Here is a 20,745-nt window from a genome sequence, read left to right on the forward strand (position 1 = left end):
GTGGTCGACCCGGACCGAAGGGGAAAAGCAGTGGAAATCCAGGGAACCGCGGCACTGATCACCGGCGCAGCCTCCGGGCTCGGTGCCGCCACCGCGAAGCGCTTCGCCGACGCGGGTGCCACCGTGTTCGGCCTGGACCTGGCCCAGTCCATCGAGCGCGCCGGCGACAACGTGCCGGCCGGCGTCACGTTCATCCCCACCGACGTCACGAGCGAGGCCGACGTGCAGGCCGCTATCGACAAGATCGGCGAGTCGGGCGTTCCGCTGCGCACCGTCGTCAACTGCGCCGGTGTCGGCTGGGCGGGCCGCATCCTGTCGAAGAACGGCCCGCACGACCTGGAGCTGTTCCGCACGGTCATCACCGTCAACCTGCTCGGCACGTTCAATGTGATGCGCCTGGCCGCCAACGCGATGCAGCACCTGCCCACGGTCGACGACTCCGGCCAGCGCGGCATCGTCATCAACACCGCGTCGGTCGCAGCGTTCGAGGGGCAGATCGGCCAGATCGCGTACACCGCGTCCAAGGGCGGCGTGCACGCCATGACGATCACCGCGGCGCGCGACCTCGCGCAGGTCGGCATCCGCGTCAACACCATCGCCCCCGGCACCATCGACACCCCGATGCTCGCCGGCGTCACCGACGAGTACCGCAAGAACCTCGAGGCCGGCATCCCGTTCCCGTCGCGCCTCGGCAAGCCCGACGAGTACGCCCAGCTGGCGCAGTTCCTCGTCGAGCACGACTACCTCAACGGCGAGACCATCCGCATGGACGGTGCGCTGCGCATGGCGCCGCGGTAGTCCCCGCTCTCGACGGCGCCCCGGCTCATCCGAGCCGGGGCGTTCGTCGTCTGCGCGACAAGAGCGCAAAACGCGCAACCCAGGCCCCAACCCCCGCGATAAGCGCGCAAAGCGCGGGGCCGGGGGCACGAAACTCGCGACAAGTGCGCAAAACGAGCGAACGCGTCTGGGCATGAGGATCTTTCGAGAAAAGCAACGCACCCCGACCGACGGCCGGGGTGCGCGCGCTGCTACGACGACTCAGATGCCCAGGAGGCTGCCGAGGCCGCCCAGGAGACCGCCGACCAGGCTGGCCAGGGTCAGTCCGAGAGAACCGAGAAGCATGCGTGTTCACCTCCGCTCAGGAGTAGACATCATCGGAGCATCAACCGTAACAATCAGTCGGTTTTTAGTACAAATTGCGCGTAATGTCCGATATGAAACTCAGAGGTCCGACTCGTGCGGAATCTCTTCGACCGCACGCTCGCTCATCCACTCGCGCAGCACCTTGGTGGCGATGACGTCGTCCTCGTTGTACTCGAGCAGCCGCTGACGCTGGGTGAGATCGGGTTCTCCGTCGTACCCGACGGCCTCGCGGTACCAGCTCATCGACGCCTCGCCGCTCGCCTCGGCGTCACGCCAGTGGAAGCCCGCGACGGGCGCGATCTTCTTGAGCCCCTTGCCGTTCGGGCACACGAAGTTCTCCCCGACGGCCTGGTAGATGTCCACCCACTGCGGGCTGTCGATGAACTCGCGGATCTCGGCGACGGTGGGGATGCCCTCCACACCGGCGAACCGGCGCGCCGAGTCCAGCAGCCACTTGTCCTCGGCCGACCGCGAATAGCAGTACGCGGCAAAGGTTTTCCCGACAGCGGCGGCACCGGCTCGTTCGGCCATGAGCCACGTCCAGAACTCGGCGAACGAGCGCGCCTCGTCGACGGTGGGCACCGGGTCCCAGCTCACGAACGGCCGGTACACCGACGTGCCCGCGACGTTGAGCAGCGTGCCCCACAGGTAGGCGCCGTGCTCCTGATAGCTCTCCATGTCGACGTCCACCTCGACGTCGGCCCGGGTCACCGTGACGGTCTCGTTGCGTCGCACCAGCGGCGCCCCGGCCAGCCACGCCTTCGCGGTGACGACGGTGTCGTGGAACGAGTTGTGCGGCCACTCCTCCGGGGCGTCGCCCTCCCACGCCGCGAGCTGCTCGATGGTGCGCACGCCCCGCTCGCGCAGCACCTCGGCGCGGGATCCGGACGCCACCAGCGACACGTCGTGGGTCTCCTCGAGCTTCGCCCGGCAGCCCGACCACCACGGGCAGGAGCGGCACTCGCCGATCTGCGACGGCACCGTCGGCACCTCGCCGCGGGCGACGGCGATCCGGTCGGCGAAGCGCTGGTCGTAGTCGTCCAACACGGTGGACAGGTCGTGCACGAGGACGCAGTCGGCGCCGTAGCCGATGGCGCCGCCCAGCAGCGACGGGCTCGCCAGCCCGTGCCGCTCGAGCATCCGGTACACGTGCGCCAGCCGCATCTGGTCGCGCAGCTGCGCGCGGACCTTGCGGGTCTCGTCGACGGCCGGCGCCCACTCGAACAGTCCCGACGTGGTCGCCCCGCTGCCCGGGTCGGTGACCTTGTGGTTGACGACGATGACGGGGATGTAGCCGCCGCGGTCGGCGTCACGCAGCAGGATCTCGACGCGTCCGCGCCGACCGGTGTCGCGCTCGGACGGCAGCACCGCACCCCAGATCTTGTCGGCCCCGCTCCTGCACGCCTCGAGGGTCGCCAGGGCGCGGCGACCGGCCGGTCCGTCGGGTTCGATCCGCACCCAGGCGTCGGGGTCGGCGTCGGCCAGCCGGATCCGCACCGCCTCGCGCTGCGCCGCCGCGGCCTCCTGCCGCTGCTTGACGCCGGTGTTCTCGGGCACCCCGACGAGCTGGTCGGGGTAAGTGGCGTCGAGATGGATCCGATGGCGGCACCGCGTCAGCGCGCCGGGCTCGAGCAGGATGGGGGCCGGGGCGACAGAAGCGTCACGTGTAGCCGGCGCCGCCTGCGCGGTGCCGGCGCCGTCCTGCGGGCCGATCGGGGAACACACGATGTGGAAGATTATGTGCTCGCCTAGGGTAAAGCCGAAAGCGGCGATCAAAAACGAGCACAGATAGGCTGTGACGCAGTTCGCGCCCGCGCCGAAACACCAGATGGAGGGGCCTTTCCAGTGGGGTTGTTCAAGAAACGTAAGCGGCGTGCCACGCGCAAGGCCGAAGCGAAGGCGCTCAAGCACCGGGCCAAGCTCGAGGCCAAGCTCGGCGCCAAGAACGACCGCAAGAAGCACCGGTCCGACGCGAAGGCGCAGAAGAAGGTCGACAAGGCCCAGATCGCCACGTTCAAGGCCCAGGAGAAGGCCGCCGTCAAGGCCGCGGAGAAGGGCCTGAGCGTCGCCCAGCTGCGCCGCTACCTCGGCGTCGCACGCCTGCTCGCACCCGTCGTCGTCCCGATCGCGTACCGCGGCGCGACCGCGCTGCGCGGCCAGATCGACACCCAGCGCGCGCAGCGCATGGGCATCGCCGTCGACCAGCTCGGCGAGTACACCGGCCACGGCGCCAAGCTGACCGCCCGCATCGCCGGCGCCGAGAAGTCCGTCGACGAGATCGTCACCCGCCACCCCGGTGACGCCGAGACCCAGCAGTTCGCGTCCGCGATCCGCGCCCGCCTCGGCGACCTGGGCACCGCCGTCCGCTCGGCCGAGCAGATGCCCGCCGCCCGCCGCAAGCAGGCCCACCACGCCATCTCCGCGGAACTCGACGGCGTCGAGGCCGACATCCTGGCCCGCCTCGGCGTGCGCTGACCCCTTCTCGATCACCGTGTCCGTCCGTCGTCCCGCCCCCACCGCCGCCCTCCGCGGCGGCGCGGTGGGGGCGACGACGGCGACGCTGGCCGTCGCCGCGCACGGCATCGGCGGTGGCGGGCTCCCCGACTCCGCGGCGCTGACGCTGCTGCTCGCGGCCTGCGCCGGGGTCGGCGCGGCCGTCGGCGGCGTGCCCGTCCTCAGCCGCAGCCGGTGGGCGCTGCTCGTGGCGCTCGCCGCCGGGCAGAGCGTCGGCCACCTCGCGCTGACGCTCGCGCCCGACGCCCACGTCCACCACGGAGTGCCCGCGCTCGCGATGCTCGCCGCGCACGCGGCAGCCACCGTCGTCTGCGCGGCCCTGATCCTCACCGCGGAGCGGCTGTACGGGCCGATCACCGCTGTCCTGCGCGCCGCCCTGGAGCCACCCGTGCTCGGTGTCGAATCCGCGCGCCCCCTCCGACCGCGGCCGCCCAGCCGCCGTGCACCCCGTCTCGCTGTGCTCGCCGCCGGCCTGTCCCGGCGCGGACCGCCGGTGTTCGCCTGACCCGCGAACCCGGACACTCCGCACAGAAAAGACACCCGAAAGAAATGAAGCGAATCCTCTCCCGCGCCCTCCTGACGGCGGGCGCCGCGGGTAGCGCGCTGCTGCTGGCCACCGGCGTGGCCTCCGCACACGTCTCGGTCGCCGCGCCCGGCGCCGAGCAGGGCGGCTACACCGTCCTCACGTTCCGTGTCCCCAGCGAGTCCGAGACCGCCGGCACCACGGCAGTGACGGTGCAGCTGCCGAACCTCAAGTCGGCCCGCACCGAGCCGATGCCCGGTTGGACGTCGACCGTCCAGAAGGATCCGGCGTCTGCGACCGCGACGTCGGTGACCTGGACCGCGAACCCCGGCGTGAGCGTCGGACCCGGCCAGTTCCAGCAGTTCGTCCTCTCCGCCGGGCCGCTGCCCGAACAGGACAAGGTGGAGTTCCCCGCCACCCAGACGTACAGCGACGGCAAGGTCGTGCAGTGGAACCAGCAGCCCCTGCCGGACGGCAGCGAGCCCGACAGCCCGGCCCCGTCGCTGACCCTCGCGGCCGGCACCGGTGACGGCGACGCGCACGGCAACATGCCCGCTGCCGCCGAGACCACGAACACCACCGACACCACCGCGCGCTGGCTCGGCGGCATCGGCCTGGCGCTGGGCGCGCTGGGCGCCCTGCTGGGCGTCACCGCGATGATCCGGAGCCGTCGCGCATGAACGGTCGCAAGGTAGTCAGCTTCCGCGTCATCGCGATCGGCTTCGTGGCGATGCTCGCGACGATGCTCGGCGTCGGCACGGCGTCCGCGCACTCCGCGGTCATCGGCAGCGACCCGGCGAACGGTGCGCAGATCGCGACCGCACCCGAGCGTGTGAGCCTGAGGTTCAACGAGGCGCTGCAGGAGAAGTTCGCGTCGCTCACCGTCGTCGGCCCCGACGGCAACCTGTGGTCGAAGGGCAACCCGACGGTCCAGGGCGACTCGGTCAGCGTGCCCCTCGAGGGTCTCGGCCCGGTCGGCGAGTACACGATCGCGTTCCGCGTCACGTCCGCCGACGGCCACCCCGTCAGCGGCACCCAGGTGTTCGCGCTGACGCAGGAGGGCACCGGCACGCCCGGCCCGAAGGCGAGCGGAGGCCAGTCCTCCGACAGCTCGGACGGATCCTCCGGTAGCGGCAACACGCTGATCTGGGTGTTCGTCGGCGTCGGCGTCGTCGTGGTCGCCGGCGGCCTGTGGTTCGCGCTGCGCAAGCCGCGCGGCGAGAACTGACAGAGGCGATGAGGACGGCGGGCACGGTCGCTGCCGGCCGGGCGTGGCTGCTGTCCGCCGTTCTCACCGCGCTGGTGGGTGTCGGGCTCGCGTGGCTGCTCGCCACCCCGGACGGCCCCTCCCCCACCAGCGTGATCCGGGTGCTCGCCGTCGGGCTCGGGGCGACGGTGTTCGGGCTCGCCGGATGGCAGTGGCTCCAACGCGACGAGCGCCGACCCGCCCTCGACTCCGGTCTGCTGTGGCAGATGACCGCCGCGCTGGCGGGCGCCTGGACGGTCGCCGAGATCGTGCTGGTGGTCCTCGAGGCCGCCGAGGCCGAGGGTCGCTCTCGGTTCACGGTGGCACCGGGCACCGTCGTCGACTTCGTCCGCCTGGTCAGCGCGGGCCGACTCGGCGCCGCGACCGTGGTGTGCACCGCACTGATCACCGTGGTCGCCGCGGTCGCCTTCCGGAGGAGCCTGCCGTGGCCCGCGGCCCCCGTGCTGGCGCTGTCCGGGCTCGCACTCATCGCCCGCCCGATCAGCGGCCACATGTCGCAGCAGACGCTCGGATCCCTGCTCGACGCCGGACACGTCCTCGCCGCCGCGACGTGGTTCGGAATGCTCGTCGCGTTGGCGCTCACCGCCCGCTCCCGCGGGGCGTGGTCGTCGCTGCTGCCGCGCTACTCGACGATCGCGTGGCGGTGCGTGTGGGTGCTCGCGGCGACCGGTGTCGTCAACGCCGCTATTCGCCTCGGCGGATTCGGGCCGCTCGTCACCACCGGGTACGGCCGCGTGGTGCTCGCCAAGGTGACCGCGCTGGCGGTCCTGCTCGCGTCGGGGTGGTGGCTGCGCCGCACGTGGGTCGCGCCCGCCGCCGGGCACCGCATGAGCGCCGACGCGTCGCTGCGACGCGCGGTCGGTGAATCGGCGGTGATGGCAATCGCATTCGGACTCGCGGCGGCACTGGCGACCACCGCCTGATCCGCGACGGCTAGGCGACCGAGACGGTGATGGTGCCCCTGTAGGTACCGACGGGGGCGCCGCCGGGGTAGTCGACCCGGAGCGATGGGGTCCACGTGATCGTCTCGGACGGCCAGATGCTGCCCGTACGGGCAACGACGGTCTTCGGGGTTTCGAGTGTCTGCGTCGGCGTCGAGGTCGAACCGCCCACATTGCCCGCGATCGCGGTCGCGGTGTAGGTGACGGCGCTCTTCGGGATAGTGCCGTTGGGGCCGACGAAGTCTGTCGACGACGCGGTGGCGGTCCAATCGACTGGCGAGCCCGCCAGACCACCAGTGGCGGTCACGGAGATGAGGGTCAGGGTTCCGCTCGCCCTGTCCGCCCCGGGGACGATGGTGCCGTAGCCCCCTGCGACGGTGATGGACAGGCCGGCCCGGCCCTGCGCCGCCGTCTCGAACACGCCGGCGCGAGCCGACGGCGCCGACGTCGTGGTGGTCGCCGTGGTGGTCGCCGTCGTTTGCGTGGTCGACTGCGCCGACGGGGGCGCAGCGGCCGTCGTCGAGGTCACGCTCGTCGCCGAGGGCGTGTCGTTCGAGGAATCACGCTGGGCGACGTATCGGCGAGGGGTCGTCGTCGGCGCCGTGGTGGTCGTGGTCGTCGGCGCTGCTGTCGTTGTGCTCGCTTCTTCGGTCGTCGTCACATCCGACGGTGCCGCCGCAGCGACCGGCGCCCCGACGAGGACCAGCACGCCGGCGGTGGCGACCGACAGACGCAGGGTCTGGGGCATCCTGTTGCGCCACATGGCTACTGCTCCGCGCTCGAAGGACGACGCTTGCGGATCACCAGGTATGCACCGAGTCCAGCGACGACGAGCACCGCCACCACGATCCCGACGATGAGCGGCCACGACGTGGAATCGGACGCCCCGACGGATTCGCCGTCGCCCTTGTCCGGGAACGTGACCGTCGCCGACATGTCGTGCTTGATGATGCCGCTCCCGAGCTTCACGTCGGCCTTCCAGGGGCCGGCGGGCAGGGCGGTGCTGTCGGGCACGGCAATGGCGACCTCGCCGTCCTCGCCTGGCGCGATGGTTGCGACCACGCCGTCGATGGGGCCGGCGGACAGGCCTCCGGGTCCGCCCGAAAGATTCAGGGTGCCGGCGAGATCGACTGCACGGCCGCCGGTGTTGGTGACCGAAGCGACGACGGATGCGGTGCCGTCCGGCCCGCGGCGCGGGGTGAGGCTGGAGATGGTGAAGTCGGCGGGCGGACCGTTGCCCGGTCCCACCGACAGGTAGACGCGGACGCCGACGCGGGACTCGTTGGTGATGCCGCTGCCGTCGCTCGCGGGCGTCTTGTGCGACGCCCAGATCACCGCGTACTGCTCGACCTCCGGTGCGTCCTCGGGGACCGCGATCGTCACAGCCACCTCGGCCTGCTGACCGTTGTCGAGCTCGAGTGTCGGGCGGTCGACGGTGGTCCACGACGTGAGCGGGTTCGTCTGGCCGGGTTCCTCGAGCACGAACGAGCCGTCGGCGACCCGTGCGGATCCTGCGTACACGTCGATCTTCGCCGGCGCGCCGGTGTTGTTGGACACCATCACATGTCGCGTGATGGTGGTTCCGGGGGGCAGGTTGTCGATGATGTACCGGAGCGCCCGAGGGTCGTCCTTGAGTTCCACCGGCGCATCGACGAGACGGATGCCGATCGACCCGTCGAGCGCACCGCCCGCCGGTTGGTCGGGCTCGGCGAACGCGGACGCGGGAATCCCGACCGCCATGAGAACGGCGGCGAGAACAGCGAGGAGGCTACGCAGCGCGGAGAGGGGACGCATGGATCACTTTCTAGCGGGCCGGCCGGGGCGCGCGGTGCGCGCCCCGGCCGGGGAGTGCCGAATGCTCTAGGCGACCGAGACGGTAACGGTGCCTGCGTAGGTCCCGATCGGGGCACCGCCCTGGTAGTCGACTTTGAGCGCCGGAGTCCAGGTGATGATTTCCGTCGGCCAGTTCAGCCCGGTGCGATTGACCACCGCCTTGGGGGCGTCCAGCGACTGCGCGCCGGTCGAGGCCAGGTTGCCACCCAACAGCCCGCCGGCGACGGCCGTCGCGTTGTAGCTGACCGCGCTCTTCGGGATCGTCATGTTGGGGCCGACGAAGTCGGTCGACGATGCGGAGGCGGTCCACGCGCGTCCGGAGCCGTCGCGGGAGTCGGTCACCGTGACGGTGGTGAGCGTGCCGCTGGCGCCGCCCGACCCGGGAACGATGGTGCCGACCGGACCGCCGGTGATCAGGGACAGGCTGCCACCCATACCGGTGATGACGAAGGTGACGTCGGTGTTGGCCGAGTTGGCAGCGTTCGCGACCGTTGCCGGAACCAGCAGTCCGGCGGCTGCGACGACTCCAGCAGCGGCAAGCGTGATTTTGCGCATGAATCCTCTTAAGGGACGTTCGGGTCGAGCGGACAGCCCCGAGCTCCGAACCGAACGGTCCGATTCGATACGGGGTCGATTATTGATACTCGACAGTTGGTCGAGTGTCCAGAGGTGAAGCGACAAAATGTTTGTTTGCCCGCACCGGTTTTCCGTCGACCGCGACCCGGATCATGCGGCGCACCGGTACGGACAACTCGCCCGATCAGCGGCTTGATGTCGCATAGGATCCGTCACCATGACGTCGACGGGGTGGTGGTTCCAGGCCAAGCATGCGCTCGACACGCGAGGCCCGTTCCCGCGGCGGCGGCGCCGCACGCTCACCGAGGCGGTGGCAGGACGGCGCGTCATGATCACCGGGGCGTCGTCGGGCATCGGCCGCTCCGCCGCAATCGAAATCGCCGCCGCCGGCGCCACCGTGCTGCTGGTCGCCCGCCGCGAACCGGAGCTGCAGGACGTAGTCGACGCTGTGACGGCCCGCGGCGGTCAGGCATTCGCGTACTCGTGCGACCTGAACGACGGGGACGCGTCGGATGCGATGGTGCGCCGGGTCCTCGACGAACACGGCGGCGTCGACATCCTCGTCAACAACGCCGGACGGTCTATCCGCCGGTCCCTCGCCCAGTCGTACGACCGGGCGCACGACTTCGAACGCACCATGCGGCTCAATTACCACGCAGCCGTGCGGCTGATGCTGGGCGTGCTTCCGGGCATGCGTGAGCGCCGCTTCGGCCAGGTGATCAACGTGCTGTCGGCAGCGAACCTGTTCGGCGGCCCGGGGTACTCCGCCTACGTCGCCTCCAAGGCCGCGCTCGACGAGGTCTGCACGTCGTTCCAGGCCGAAACCCTGGACGAGAACATCACATTCACGTCGGTGTACATGCCGCTGGTGCGAACCGCGATGATCACGCCCAACGCGCAGTACCTCGAGACTGCGGCACTCACACCCGAGGAGGCCGGCCTGGTCATCTGTGACGCCGTCGTCCACCGCCCACGGCGGATGGGACCGACGTTCGGACGTTTGACCCGTCTGGTCGATGCGATCAGCACCGAACGCGCCGACGCCGCGCGACACCGACGATTCGCCTCCGGAATCTGAGATATCTCGCGGCCCCGAGCCGGGGCGGTAGCGCAAGGGCGCTTCGCCGGACCTATGACCAGGAGAGACTGCCCAAGATCTTCGCCGCGGCGACGAGCAGTCCTCCACCACCGACGGCGACCGTCCCGGCGAGCGCTCCGATCGGTGCCCCGATCAAGGCGCCGCCGATGCATGTCGCGGCGGCTTCGGGCAGGAGAGCAACGGTGAAAGCCGGTCCGGCACCGCCGAGAAAGCCTCCGACAGCCGCGCCGGTGATCGTTCCGGTGAGGCTTCCGACCATCACCGCCAGCGCAACGCCCTCGAGCGCAGAGGACACCACCCGACCCACCCCTGGAACGGCGGCACGGGCCGAGACGGCGGAAGTCGCGGATACGAATTCATCTGGCACGGTTCGCAATTCGTCCGGAACGGTTCGCGATAGGCTCGATCGACGGCCATCCCGCCGAACCCGATCGTCTGGACCATATGTCCGACTAGCGGTTTCGAAGTCGATCTGCGCGGGAAGGTCGAGAATCGAACCTGATCGACTCGACCATGTCCGGGGCACTTCGCTCCGTGGAAGCGACTGCACGCCATAGAGAAAATCGCGTGACATGAGAACTCCTTCTTCTGTCCTCGGGCAACCCTCGGGCTGCCCACTGGGGAGATCCGATTCGATCGCACAGTGATGCAACGAAAAGCCGATGCATGCGGCACCCATCGCCCGTCGGCCGGCCACGACGACACACAGCTGTCTGCGGGCAGACGTGAATTCCCTGAGGTCGACGCGTGCGCTGCGGCGTCAGGCGGCGCTGAACTCGGTGACGATGGGGCGAGGACTGTGACTAGAACTCATGAATGTCCTCACCTCCTTGCGCTCGCGACGGTCCGTGCCGCCGGAGGATCACCCATCTCGCGTGGGGTTCGTCCGAGCCCTTCCAGGATGGCACTCGAACGGCCGGAGCGCACCTACGTGCACCGACAGCTCACCTCCAAAAACCGAACGGCCGCTTGGAATTCGACTCCACCGGGCGCCGGTTCTCGCCACTCCCACTGTTCCGGTCGGGTCGTTCCGGCCATCGCGTGAGCCTGTGAAAGCGGACTAGTCTCGATATTGGGACACAACGTCGAGGAGATGATCCGTCATGTCGACAACACCGTCCATGTCGATGGAAACCCACCCAGACATCGCCGAACTTCGCGCCCGCTACGACGAATTCGGGGAGAGCCCCGTTCCGCAGCTCGCCGAGGGACTGATGGTTCTGGCCGGACTCTATGCGGCCGCATCGCCGTGGATCGTCGGGTTCAGCGGGCAGACGTCGCTGATGATGTGCAACTTGTTCGCCGGCCTTGCGGTCGCGCTGCTGGCCGTCGGTCACGCCACCTCGTTCGGGCGCACCCACGGCATTGCGTTCGTCGCCCCGTTACTGGGGGCCTGGTTGATCGTTTCTCCGTGGCTGGTCAGGAACGTGAGCACCAGCCCGGGAATGATCTGGTCGAACGTGGTGGTGGGCGCCGTGGTCCTCGTCCTCGGAGCCGGACTTCTGGGCATGGGCATGACCCGAGGAGGGATGCGCAGGTAGCGGTATTCGATCCGACACCGACACCGACACCCGCGGTGGCGGTCGCGGTCAGCGCACTCCACGACCGCCACTGATGGTGTCCGTCGCGCCTACGCCGGAGCCGCCGCCTCCTCCTCGCGCCTGCGCGGCTGCAGCTGCGTGGCGGACACCAGACCGACGAACAGGAAGCCGGCGGCGACGAACAGCGACCAGCGGGTGGCGTCGGCGAAGCCCTCCGACAGCGCGTCGGCGGTCTCGGGTCCGGCCGGGCCGAGCTTGCCGTGCTCGCCCTGCTCACGGATCGCGGGGATGGTGCCGCCGGCCGAGTCGCGGGTGCCGTCGACGAGCTGCGTCTCCACCTGCGGCGGCAGCGCGACGGGTTCGAGCCGGTCGGTGAGGCTGTGCGCGAGCCCGAGCGACAGCACGGTGCCGAGGATCGCGGTGCCGAGCGCGGATCCGAGCTGGCGGACGGTGCTCTGGGTCGCCGACCCCTGGCCGGACTCCGAGGGCGGGATGTCGACCAGGACGGTGCCCGTCAGCTGCGCCGACGCCAGTCCCAGGCCGAGGCCGTAGATCGCGAGCAGCAGCGCCAGCATCCACGTCGACGACGACGGCCGCAGGTACAGCGCGAACGCGAGCACGCCGATCACCTCGAGCGCGAGGCCGAGCATCACGGTGCGCGGGGCACCGAACCGGGCGGTGACATGGCGGGCGGCGGCACCGGACGCGAAGGCGCCGAGCGCCATCACCGCGAGCACGTATCCGGCGCCGAGGGTGCTCAGGCCGTACGCGTTGACGAGGAACAGCGGCAGCACCAGCAGCAGACCGAACTCGCCGATCGCGACGGCCATCGCGGTGCAGTTGCCCCAGCTGAAGGTGCGGAACCGGAACAGCTCCAGGTCGAGAATGGCCGAGTATCCGATGCTCGCCCGGTGCCGCTCCCACACCACGAACCCGATCAGCGCGACGACACCGACGGCGGCGACGACCGGAGTCGCCGAGATCGGGGCGGTCACCGGCCAGGTCATGCCGAATACGTTCAGGTCGGCGATCGGCTTCCACCACCCGATGGTCTGGCCCTCGATGAGCGCGAAGATCAACGCGCCGAAGCCGATTGCACTGAGCAGCAGTCCCACCACGTCCAGTCCGGGCACCGTGATCTTCGCCCGCGTCTCGGGGACGGTCAGGAAGGCGCCGATGATGACGAGGATGCCGATCGGGACGTTGACGAGGAAGATCCACGGCCACGTGAACGATGTGGTCAGCCAGCCTCCGAGCAGCGGTCCGACGGCGGCCATGCCCGAGATCACCGCACCCCATATACCGAACGCGATCGCCCGGTCGCGGCCGCGGAAGGTCGCGTTGACGGTCGAGAGGGTGCACGGCAGCACGAAGGCGCCGCCGACGCCCTGCACGACGCGGGCCACGATGAGTGCCGTCGAACTCTCCGACGCGGCCGCCATGAGACTGCCGCCGATGAACACGACCACACCGAGGATGAACAACATCCGGCGACCCAGCCGGTCGCCGAGCCGGCCGGCAGTGAGCAGTAGCGCCGCGAACACCACCGAGTAGATGCTGTTGATCCACTGGGCGTCGGTGAGGTTGAGGCCCAGCTCGTCGATGATCACCGGCAGCGAGACGTTGACGATGGTCCCGTCGACGACGATCAACGACAGGCCGGCGGCGAGGACGCCCAGGCCTATCCACTCCCGGCGCCCCACGTGAGGTTCGGTGTCAGACGATTCCACGCTCATGTTTTGCGCCTTCCTCGTATGGCGCCCCTTCCGGCGACGCTACTGCGATTTCACCAGAGGGAACCCGCGATCCCCGGCCGAACCCGCCGGGGATCCGGGCAATTCCAACTTTCGGACGAATTTTCCGTCCTCAGGCCCGCGGGCCCGTCAGGTGAACGCGATCACCTGTTCGCCCCACGCCGCCCGCAGGGGCCCGTCCAGGTCCGGAACCACCGAGTCCTGCTTGTCGATCAGGAGGGTGGCCCGACCGATCGGGTCGTAGGCGTCCCACGTCGGCTCCCCGTCGAGACCAACCGGCACACCACCTTTCGCGAACTCGAGCCACCGCTGCTGCATCCGCGCCGAAACCTTCCGGCCGGTCGACAGGCCACCGAGCAGGTACGTGATCTCCTTGGGCCCGTGCGCGATGTTGCCGAACACGTACGGCAGTTCGGTCGCGTGGGTGGCTCCGATCTTCAAAGCCTTGAGCATCGGGGTCGCGTAGTCGAAGCGGTACAGCCACGTCGGTGCGTGGCGGCTGTGCGCATCGACGATCCACAGCGTCGGCAGGCGGAACCCGAAGTCACGGGTCAGCCCCATCGCGTCGTTCCTGGTCTCCAGGCCCGAGTACGCCGATTCGATGCGGGCCTGGTCGGGGAATTCGATGCCCGGGTGCTCGGCCGCGATCTCGGCGAACATGCCCCGGATGACGTCCGGGTCGAGCGGCATCAGCGGCGACTTCATCAGTTTGAACAGCGACGACTCGTCCTTGTTGGTGCCGATCAGCAGCGGGATCCGGGCCGCGGTGCCGTTCCAGAACGAGTTGACCGGGTAGTCGGGCAGCAGATCACCGTCCACGATCGGACCGAACGCAAGCGTGCCGGGAGTCTCGGCGGGGATCCGCGCGAACAACTCGTCGGACGCCGCCAGCAACTCGTCGGTGCCGGCGGTCAGCAGACGGTCGACGGGATCGTCTGCGCCACCGAGGATGTCGAGGAAGACCTGCGCCACGTGCGCGGCCCGCTCCTGGTTGTAGACCGACGTGGCCGGCGAACTCTCCGCGATCGCGCGGTGGAACAGGCCCTTCGCCGCCGGGATCGTCAGCAGGGTGGTGACCGCGCCGCCGCCGGCCGACTCCCCGAACACCGTCACGCTGCCCGGGTCGCCGCCGAACGACGCGATGTTCGCCTGCACCCAGCGCAGCGCGGCGATCATGTCGAGCAGCGCGACGTTGGTGTCGAAGCGGTGCGAGCCGGTGTTCAGCGACGAGAAGTCGCCGAAACCGAAGACCCCGAGCCGGTAGTTCAGCGTCACGACCACGACGTCGCCCTTCTCGGCGAGCGCGCGGCCGTCGAACACCGGCTGGCTCGACGCGCCGCGGAAGTACGCGCCGCCGTGGATCCACACCATCACCGGCCGGCGGTCACCATCGGTCCCGGGCGACCACACGTTGAGAGAGAGGCAGTCCTCGTCCTTGCACACGTCGCCGAGCGGCATCCCCGGCATCGGGCTCTGCGGTGCCACCGAACCGAAGTGGTCGGCGTCGAACACCTCGGTCCACGGCTCGGGCGCCACCGGTGCCCGGAAGCGGAGCGTCCCGGTCGGCGCGGCGGCGTACCGGATGCCCTTCCACACCTGGACGGGTCCGTCGACGGTGCCGCGCACCGGCCCGTGGGTCGTGTGGACCACGGCGGTGTCGGGAGCGATGAGAGTCATGGGTGTCTCCTCCTTCGAATCGCTGGATGTCACGCGGTGAGTGCCGTGACGACGTGCGAGACCTGAAGACCTGCCAGCAGCAGGAACAGGACGGTCATGATGGCGGCGTTGTGTCGGATCAGTTCGTCCTTGACCACGCCCAGGGCGGCGGTGACGCGCTTCGACGGCACTGCCGCCAGAACCGACAGCACGATCAGCCCGGCGCCGCCGAGCACCGCGACCCCGACGGTCAGCAGCGCCGCCTGGGCGATCGGCAGGTGCGCGTTCGCGACCACCGCCCCGGCCCGCAGTTCGAGCGGCAGGTTCTTCGCGTTGGGCACGGTCAGCAGCAGGCTCAGGACCATCGCCTTGGCGCCGTTCATGGTGTCGATCTGCGCCATCCACGACGGCGCCGCCGCCACGGTGCCCGGCCGCGGGCGGCTGCGCCAGCTGACGGCGGCCAGCGCCAGGAACGCCAGCCCGAAGACCGTCGCGAACACGATCTGTGTCGCGTGGCCCGTGTGATCGGCGCGCGCGGCCCCCTCCTCGGCGGTGAGCGCCGAGATTCCGATGACGACGGCCGACGCCGTGACGGCCGTCGCGGTGAAGATCGCGGCGTTGGTCTTCGCCCGCGCGGACAGCAGGATCGCGATGAGAGCGGCGAGCGGAACCGGACTGACGACCATCTCGATTCCCAGCGGAACCAGCTGTGCCACTGCATTTCCCATACCGGCGTCACATCCCTTCGTTGATCCGGATCCAACGGTAGGGAGCGCGATTCACCGGAACGGTCCGATGTTCGGGTATTGCGACATCTCTCTGCGGACGCCCGGGGGCGTCCGGGATCAGTCGAGGCGCACCGACAGCAGCACCGATCCGGGCTCCTCGACAAGCTCGGCGGAGCCGACCCGGCTCGACAGCGTCGCCAACCCCAGCCCGTCCCCACGATCGCGGACGACCTCTCCGGGTGACCGGATTCCGATGCAGATCAGGGAGGTTCGCGGATCGACGGCCATCTGCAGGTGCAGCGGCCCGCCGCGACCGTGCCGGATCGCATTGGTGAACCCCTCGGACAGCACGTCGATCGCGTGCTCGAGGCGGACCGGGCTGTCCGACAGCAGCGACCACACCCGCTCGTCGACGTCGGTCCGGATCGGGACGGCGGCCGACCACATGCCGATCAGCTCGGTGATCCGCGCTCGGGCATCGGACCGCACCGTGGGTCGCTGCTCCTCCCGCGCGACCTCCCGCAGGAGGCGGTCGACGATCTCCCCGACGGAGCCGTCGACGGCGCCCGGGGCAACGCGCATCGCGAGGGCCGTGGCCACGAGTTCGCCCTGCACCGACGAGTGCAGCACGTGGGCCAGTCGCCGCCGGGCGGCGATCACCCGCCCGTGCACCTCGGCCGCGAGGCGGCTCCGGTCACCGAGTGCGTCCGCGAGCTGACGCTCCTCGACCCCGCGCTGCTCGTTCGCGGCGGCGATCAGAGACATCGCTAGCGCCGAGAACGGATAGAACGCGACACCGGGGACGACGAAGGCAGGCGGGAATCCGTTGCCGCCGATAATGATCCATAACATCACCGCGGTGACTCCCGCGATGACGCTGTACGCGACCGCCATCACCACGAGTCGCCGGGGCGCGCTCCGGATGCGGACCACGGTGCGTTGCACCACCCAGTTCCCGCACACGCACACCGCCACGCTCGCCACCACCTCCAGGGCGGTCTCGCGCAGCCCGTAGCTCGTCAGCAGGAACGTCAGGATCACCGCCGTGTACAACACGACCGGCAGCACCAGTGGTGCCGGTCGCACAGCCTGCAGCACACCGCGCACGCGTTCCCGTCGGGTCAGGGTGGGCGGCGGGGACGCCGGCTCCGGTGGCGGGGTGGCGTCGTCGAACAACACGTGGCTCATAGGGCGCACGATGTCCTCGGAGATACCGCGCAGCAGGCGCGCGTCGCGCTCGGCGTCGACGGACGCGCGATCGGTCTGCGCGAGTGCGGCATCGATCCGGGCGGCCAGGTCGTCCGCGCACCGCTGGCCCAGCCCGGCGAGGTACTCCTCGTCGACGCGACGCTGCGTGTCGAGCGCAGTGCGCGCGGCCCGCAACCGCCGCATCACCGCGTTGTGTTCGCGCACGGAGTCGACGAGGATCGCGACCAGTGAGAGCGCGACGATCCCGGTGGTCACATTGATGATCAGCCGTACACCCATGCTCCGGGGGTCGGTCGGCACTCCCTGGACCCCGATCAGCGCGTCCAGCAGGAACGGCCGCATCGCGCCGAGCAGGGCGAAGACGGCGATGGCGACCGCCGGTCGTGCGCGAGTTCGGTTGGGGCGCAGGACGGTGAGCCAGGCGAACAGCAGGGCGACGCCGAGGATCAGGTGCACCATCACCGCCACGCTGAAGTACGTGGGCCAGTCCGCCGGCCCGCGGGCCGCGGAGTAGCTGCCCATCACCGTGACCGCGAACGGGGCGGTCAGGATCCACGACCAGCGGGTGACGGCGGCGCTGCCGCCGATCCGCGCCAGCCAGGGAAACGGACGCCTCAACCGATCTCCGCCGGCATCCCGAAGCGTCGGACGTACAGCTGCGCCGCCGCGACCCGCGGGTTCAGTTCGGGGCTGTGACCGACCCCCAGCGCGTCGAACACGCGGGTCACCATCTTCTCGACGCTGCGCAGGCTCGACCCGCGGCGGCGGGCGATCTCGGCGTTCGACCACCCGAGCGCGATGCAGCGCAACACGTCGAGCTGGGTGCGGGTGAGCCGCTCGAGGACCGCGTCCGGGCTGTCGTCGCGTGCCGGACCCGGCGGTACCGGCTTCTCGGCCAGCGCCGACTCCACCGCCGCGACCAGGTCCTCGACGGACTCGAGCGCCACCTTGTCGAGGAAGACCGACCCGGCCGGAACACCCTCCCCCGGGGCGATTCCGGCCCGCGGATAGTTCGTCAGGAACACCACCGCGCAGTGCGGCGCCTGCGCGTGCACGATCGTCGCCAGCTCCATCCCGTTGGGGCGGGTGCCGAGATCGATGTCGGTGACCAGCACGTCGGGGTCGATCTCGTCGAAATCGGCGAGCGCGGGTGCCGCGGACGGTCGGTCGTGCACCTCGAATCCGGCGTGCCGGAGCGCCTCGGCCACCAGTGAACGCATCAGGGGCTGGTCCTCGACGACCAGCGCCCTTCGCACCCACGCGCTTTCGCTCACGCGACGAGATTAGCGGGTGCAACCGCCTTCACGAGATGTCGTGCGCATAGCTAACAAACGGCCGTACGGCGCCCGCTCCTCGGGATCGAGCCGGGTCACCGCCCCGGCAGGTACTTCATCGCCTTGACGAACGGCGGCAGCACCTTGGCCCACACCTTGGCCGGAAGCCACCGCGGTCCACCGAGATTGAGCACGCGCGTGGTCGCGACGGTCTGCGCCTCGGTGTACTTGAGGAGGCCGTCGTCGCCGTGCCGACGGCCCACGCCGGACACGCCCATGCCGCCCATCGGGGCCGCGGTGCTGCCCCACGTCGGGGCGTAGCCCTCGTCGACGTTGACGGTGCCGGCCATGACCCGGGAAGCGATGGCCTCGCCCTCGGCGTGGCTGCCGGCCCACACGCTCGCGTTGAGCCCGTACTCGGTGTCGTTGGCGCGGGCGATCGCCTCCTCGACGTCGGCGACCGGGTAGATCGACACGAGCGGGCCGAAGGTCTCGTTCGCGTAGCACTCCATCTCGGGGGTGACGTCGGTGAGCACGGTGGGCTCGAAGAACAGCGGGCCCAGGTCGGGGCGCGCCTTGCCGCCCGCGACGACGGTGGCGCCCTTCGCGATCGCGTCGTCGACGTGTCCGGCGACGGTCTTGACCTGCGCCTCGGAGACGAGGCTGCCCATCTCGACGCCGAACTCGTAGCCGGGCGCCAGGCTGATGTTCCGGACCCGCTCGCCGAACATCCGGATGAACTCGGGCGCGATCGCCTCCTCGACGTAGATGCGCTCGACCGAGATGCACAGCTGGCCGGAGTTCGAGAAGCACGCGCGCACGGCGGCGTCGGACACCTCGCGCAGGTTCGCCCCCGACGCGACGATCATCGGGTTCTTGCCGCCCAACTCCGCGGAGAACCCGATCAGGCGACGGCCGGCCTGCTCGGCCAGCAGCCGGCCGGTGGCGGTGGAGCCGGTGAACATCAGGTAGTCGGTGTGCTCGACCAGCGCAGTGCCGACCACCGAACCGGGCCCGGGAACCACCGCGAACAGATCGCGGGGCAGCCCCGCCTGGTAGAGCAGCTCGACACACGCGAGCGCGCAGTACGGGGTCTGGCTGTCCGGCTTGATCACCACGGCGTTGCCCGCGAGCAGCGCCGCGATCGCGTCGGACACCGCGAGCGTCATCGGGTAGTTCCACGGCGAGATGACGCCGACGACGCCCTTCGCGTGGTGCCGGACGACGGTCTTGGTCAGCCCGGGCAACATGCCCTGGACGCGCTTGGGGCGCAGCAGCTTCGGGGCCAGTCGGGCGTAGTAGCGGGAGGTCATCGCGATGTCGAGGACCTCCTCCTGCGCGGAGGCCCGGGACTTGCCGGTCTCGGCCTGCGCCATGTCCATCAGCGCGCCGCGGTGCTCGAGGACCAGGTCGCGGTAGCGCAGGAAGATCTGGGCACGTTCGGCCGGCGACCGCTGCTCCCATGCCTTCTGCGCCACGCGGGCCCGCTCGACCGCCGCGATCGCGTCGGCCGCGGTGCCGACCGGGACGGTCGCGAGTTCGCGTCCGGTGAAGGCCTCGACCACCGGCCGCGTCGGGCGGTTCGCCGCGTCGGGAATGGCGATGAGGTCGGCGAGGCGGGCGAAAGTCGCCGCAGACGGAGCAGGCATTTTTGTACTCCTACCGGTGAGTAGATTTCGAGTTACACACAACCTACCCCGTCGGTGGCTGCCGTCACAGGGATCAGGATCCGAGACTGCCGAGGCCGCCGAGGGAGCCCAGGGAACCGAGGGAGCCGGTACCGGTCCCCGCCGCCGGGAAGTCGACCGTGCCGGAGTGGGCGTGCTCGATCGGGCCGCTTCGCAGCTTCACCGACGCCTGCCAGGGCCCGGACGGCAGATCGGCGCTGTTGGCAATGACGAACCGCACCTTGCCTGTGGCGCCGCGCGCGATGGTCGCGGCGTCGGGGTACACCGGTCCGACAGTGAGTCCCTCCGGACCGACGAGAGTCAGCTCGCCGTCGAGGTCCAGCGCCCAGCTGCCGGTGTTGCGGACGTCGGCGACCACCACGGCCCGGCCGGCGGAATCACGTTCGGCGGTGAGTCCGGAGATCGTGAAGTCCGCGGTCTGTCCGCTCGGGGGAACCACCGTCGGATACACGCGGACGCCGACCCGGGACCCGGTCGACAGTCCGGAGCCGTCGGCGGCGGCCTGCACCCAGACGACCCCGTACTGGGTCCCGACGGGTGCATCCGCGGGGACGGTGATCGTCACTGTCACCACGGCGGTCGCGCCGCGTGCGAGCGTGAGGGTCTGCTTGTCCACACTCGTCCAGCCGGTGAGGCGATTGGTCGTGCCCCGGTCCTGGACCGTGTACTGGTCGCCCCTCTTCGCCGCCGCACCGGTGTACACCTCGATGGTCCGGGGCTTGTCGATGTCGTTCGAGACCTCCACGCGCCGCTTGATCGCGGCGCCGGGCTGAACATTGTCGAAGATGTAGTTCTGCGACTCGAAACCGACCCCCGGCGAAGGATCCAGGAGTCGGACACCGACGAGGCCGCCTCCGCTCGTGGTGAATACGGGATCGGCGTGGACCACCGTCACGGACGCCGCGCCGATCGAGGCGACCAGGGCCAGCAGCGTGAGCAGCTGTCGCAGAACAGAACGCATGGAACACACCTTCGTGGATGCCTGGTGGCGGGCGTGTG

Annotated in this window: 20 protein-coding genes; 8 read left to right on the forward strand and 12 right to left on the reverse strand. The window is 70.1% G+C overall.

Features of this window, described 5'->3' with window-relative positions:
* Window positions 1-30 precede the first annotated feature (30 nt).
* A complete protein-coding gene (locus ABI214_RS13420) occupies window positions 31-798 on the forward strand; it encodes an SDR family NAD(P)-dependent oxidoreductase (RefSeq protein WP_348603037.1) in 768 nt (255 codons plus the stop codon).
* Window positions 799-1,221: 423 nt separating this feature from the next.
* On the opposite strand, the gene ABI214_RS13425 is transcribed toward ABI214_RS13420, so the two are convergent.
* The gene (locus ABI214_RS13425; protein WP_348611605.1) at window positions 1,222-2,778 is read right to left on the reverse strand and encodes a TM0106 family RecB-like putative nuclease; all 1,557 of its coding nucleotides are present in this window, start codon (window positions 2,776-2,778) and stop codon (window positions 1,222-1,224) included.
* Window positions 2,779-2,988: 210 nt separating this feature from the next.
* Between ABI214_RS13425 and ABI214_RS13430 the strand changes: the two genes are divergently transcribed.
* Genes ABI214_RS13430 through ABI214_RS13450 form a run of 5 tightly spaced genes read left to right on the forward strand, consistent with a single transcriptional unit; the run spans window position 2,989 to window position 6,370 of the window.
* The gene (locus ABI214_RS13430; RefSeq protein WP_348603038.1) at window positions 2,989-3,618 is read left to right on the forward strand and encodes a DUF6474 family protein; all 630 of its coding nucleotides are present in this window, start codon (window positions 2,989-2,991) and stop codon (window positions 3,616-3,618) included.
* A gap of 16 nt (window positions 3,619-3,634) precedes the next feature.
* Window positions 3,635-4,162 carry a hypothetical protein gene (locus ABI214_RS13435; protein ID WP_348603039.1) on the forward strand — a complete coding sequence of 176 codons (528 nt, stop codon included), beginning with the start codon at window positions 3,635-3,637 and terminating at the stop codon, window positions 4,160-4,162.
* Window positions 4,163-4,206: 44 nt separating this feature from the next.
* Window positions 4,207-4,860, forward strand: coding sequence for a YcnI family copper-binding membrane protein (locus tag ABI214_RS13440; RefSeq protein WP_348603040.1), 654 nt, complete (start codon window positions 4,207-4,209; stop codon window positions 4,858-4,860).
* Window positions 4,857-5,408: a copper resistance CopC family protein gene (locus tag ABI214_RS13445; RefSeq protein ID WP_408587020.1), complete on the forward strand. Its 552-nt coding sequence runs from the start codon at window positions 4,857-4,859 to the stop codon at window positions 5,406-5,408. The genes ABI214_RS13440 and ABI214_RS13445 overlap by 4 nt, the downstream gene beginning before the upstream one ends.
* Window positions 5,409-5,416: 8 nt before the next feature.
* A complete protein-coding gene (locus tag ABI214_RS13450) occupies window positions 5,417-6,370 on the forward strand; it encodes a copper resistance D family protein (protein ID WP_348603041.1) in 954 nt (317 codons plus the stop codon).
* Between the two features lie 10 nt (window positions 6,371-6,380).
* Here the strand turns inward: ABI214_RS13450 and ABI214_RS13455 are convergent, their stop codons facing one another.
* The 3 genes from ABI214_RS13455 to ABI214_RS13465 form a co-directional block, all read right to left on the reverse strand.
* Window positions 6,381-7,136, reverse strand: a complete 756-nt coding sequence (locus ABI214_RS13455) for a hypothetical protein (RefSeq protein WP_348603042.1) — start codon at window positions 7,134-7,136, stop codon at window positions 6,381-6,383.
* 17 nt (window positions 7,137-7,153) lie between these two features.
* Window positions 7,154-8,182, reverse strand: a complete 1,029-nt coding sequence (locus ABI214_RS13460; protein ID WP_348603043.1) for a hypothetical protein — start codon at window positions 8,180-8,182, stop codon at window positions 7,154-7,156.
* A 66-nt stretch (window positions 8,183-8,248) separates the two neighbouring features.
* Complete coding sequence (locus ABI214_RS13465) at window positions 8,249-8,776, reverse strand: hypothetical protein (RefSeq protein ID WP_348603044.1); 528 nt, start codon at window positions 8,774-8,776, stop codon at window positions 8,249-8,251.
* A gap of 238 nt (window positions 8,777-9,014) precedes the next feature.
* Between ABI214_RS13465 and ABI214_RS13470 the strand changes: the two genes are divergently transcribed.
* Window positions 9,015-9,875 (forward strand): SDR family NAD(P)-dependent oxidoreductase, encoded by an 861-nt coding sequence (locus ABI214_RS13470; RefSeq protein ID WP_348603045.1) that lies wholly within the window; start codon window positions 9,015-9,017, stop codon window positions 9,873-9,875.
* Between the two features lie 52 nt (window positions 9,876-9,927).
* Here ABI214_RS13470 and ABI214_RS13475 read toward each other — a convergent pair whose 3' ends face one another.
* A complete protein-coding gene (locus tag ABI214_RS13475; RefSeq protein WP_348603046.1) occupies window positions 9,928-10,470 on the reverse strand; it encodes a hypothetical protein in 543 nt (180 codons plus the stop codon).
* Between the two features lie 529 nt (window positions 10,471-10,999).
* Here ABI214_RS13475 and ABI214_RS13480 point away from each other — a divergent pair.
* On the forward strand, window positions 11,000-11,437 hold the full coding sequence (locus ABI214_RS13480) for an SPW repeat protein (protein ID WP_348603047.1): 438 nt from the start codon (window positions 11,000-11,002) through the stop codon (window positions 11,435-11,437).
* Window positions 11,438-11,526: 89 nt separating this feature from the next.
* On the opposite strand, the gene ABI214_RS13485 is transcribed toward ABI214_RS13480, so the two are convergent.
* The 7 genes from ABI214_RS13485 to ABI214_RS13515 all read right to left on the reverse strand — a co-directional run bounded on the left by ABI214_RS13485 (window position 11,527) and on the right by ABI214_RS13515 (window position 20,707).
* Window positions 11,527-13,173 (reverse strand): DHA2 family efflux MFS transporter permease subunit, encoded by a 1,647-nt coding sequence (locus ABI214_RS13485; protein ID WP_348603048.1) that lies wholly within the window; start codon window positions 13,171-13,173, stop codon window positions 11,527-11,529.
* Window positions 13,174-13,320: 147 nt separating this feature from the next.
* Window positions 13,321-14,868 carry a carboxylesterase/lipase family protein gene (locus ABI214_RS13490; RefSeq protein WP_348603049.1) on the reverse strand — a complete coding sequence of 516 codons (1,548 nt, stop codon included), beginning with the start codon at window positions 14,866-14,868 and terminating at the stop codon, window positions 13,321-13,323.
* A gap of 29 nt (window positions 14,869-14,897) precedes the next feature.
* Window positions 14,898-15,575 carry a GAP family protein gene (locus ABI214_RS13495; protein WP_348603050.1) on the reverse strand — a complete coding sequence of 226 codons (678 nt, stop codon included), beginning with the start codon at window positions 15,573-15,575 and terminating at the stop codon, window positions 14,898-14,900.
* A gap of 117 nt (window positions 15,576-15,692) precedes the next feature.
* Window positions 15,693-17,402 carry a hypothetical protein gene (locus tag ABI214_RS13500; protein ID WP_348603051.1) on the reverse strand — a complete coding sequence of 570 codons (1,710 nt, stop codon included), beginning with the start codon at window positions 17,400-17,402 and terminating at the stop codon, window positions 15,693-15,695.
* Window positions 17,399-18,058 (reverse strand): response regulator transcription factor, encoded by a 660-nt coding sequence (locus ABI214_RS13505; RefSeq protein WP_348603052.1) that lies wholly within the window; start codon window positions 18,056-18,058, stop codon window positions 17,399-17,401. Before ABI214_RS13505 ends, ABI214_RS13500 begins: the two co-directional genes overlap by 4 nt.
* A gap of 95 nt (window positions 18,059-18,153) precedes the next feature.
* Window positions 18,154-19,707: a succinic semialdehyde dehydrogenase gene (locus ABI214_RS13510; RefSeq protein ID WP_348603053.1), complete on the reverse strand. Its 1,554-nt coding sequence runs from the start codon at window positions 19,705-19,707 to the stop codon at window positions 18,154-18,156.
* A 73-nt stretch (window positions 19,708-19,780) separates the two neighbouring features.
* Window positions 19,781-20,707, reverse strand: coding sequence for a hypothetical protein (locus ABI214_RS13515; RefSeq protein WP_348603054.1), 927 nt, complete (start codon window positions 20,705-20,707; stop codon window positions 19,781-19,783).
* Window positions 20,708-20,745: the final 38 nt, after the last annotated feature.

Origin of the sequence: Prescottella soli (assembly GCF_040024445.1) — a bacterium.
Lineage (GTDB): Bacteria > Actinomycetota > Actinomycetes > Mycobacteriales > Mycobacteriaceae > Prescottella > Prescottella soli.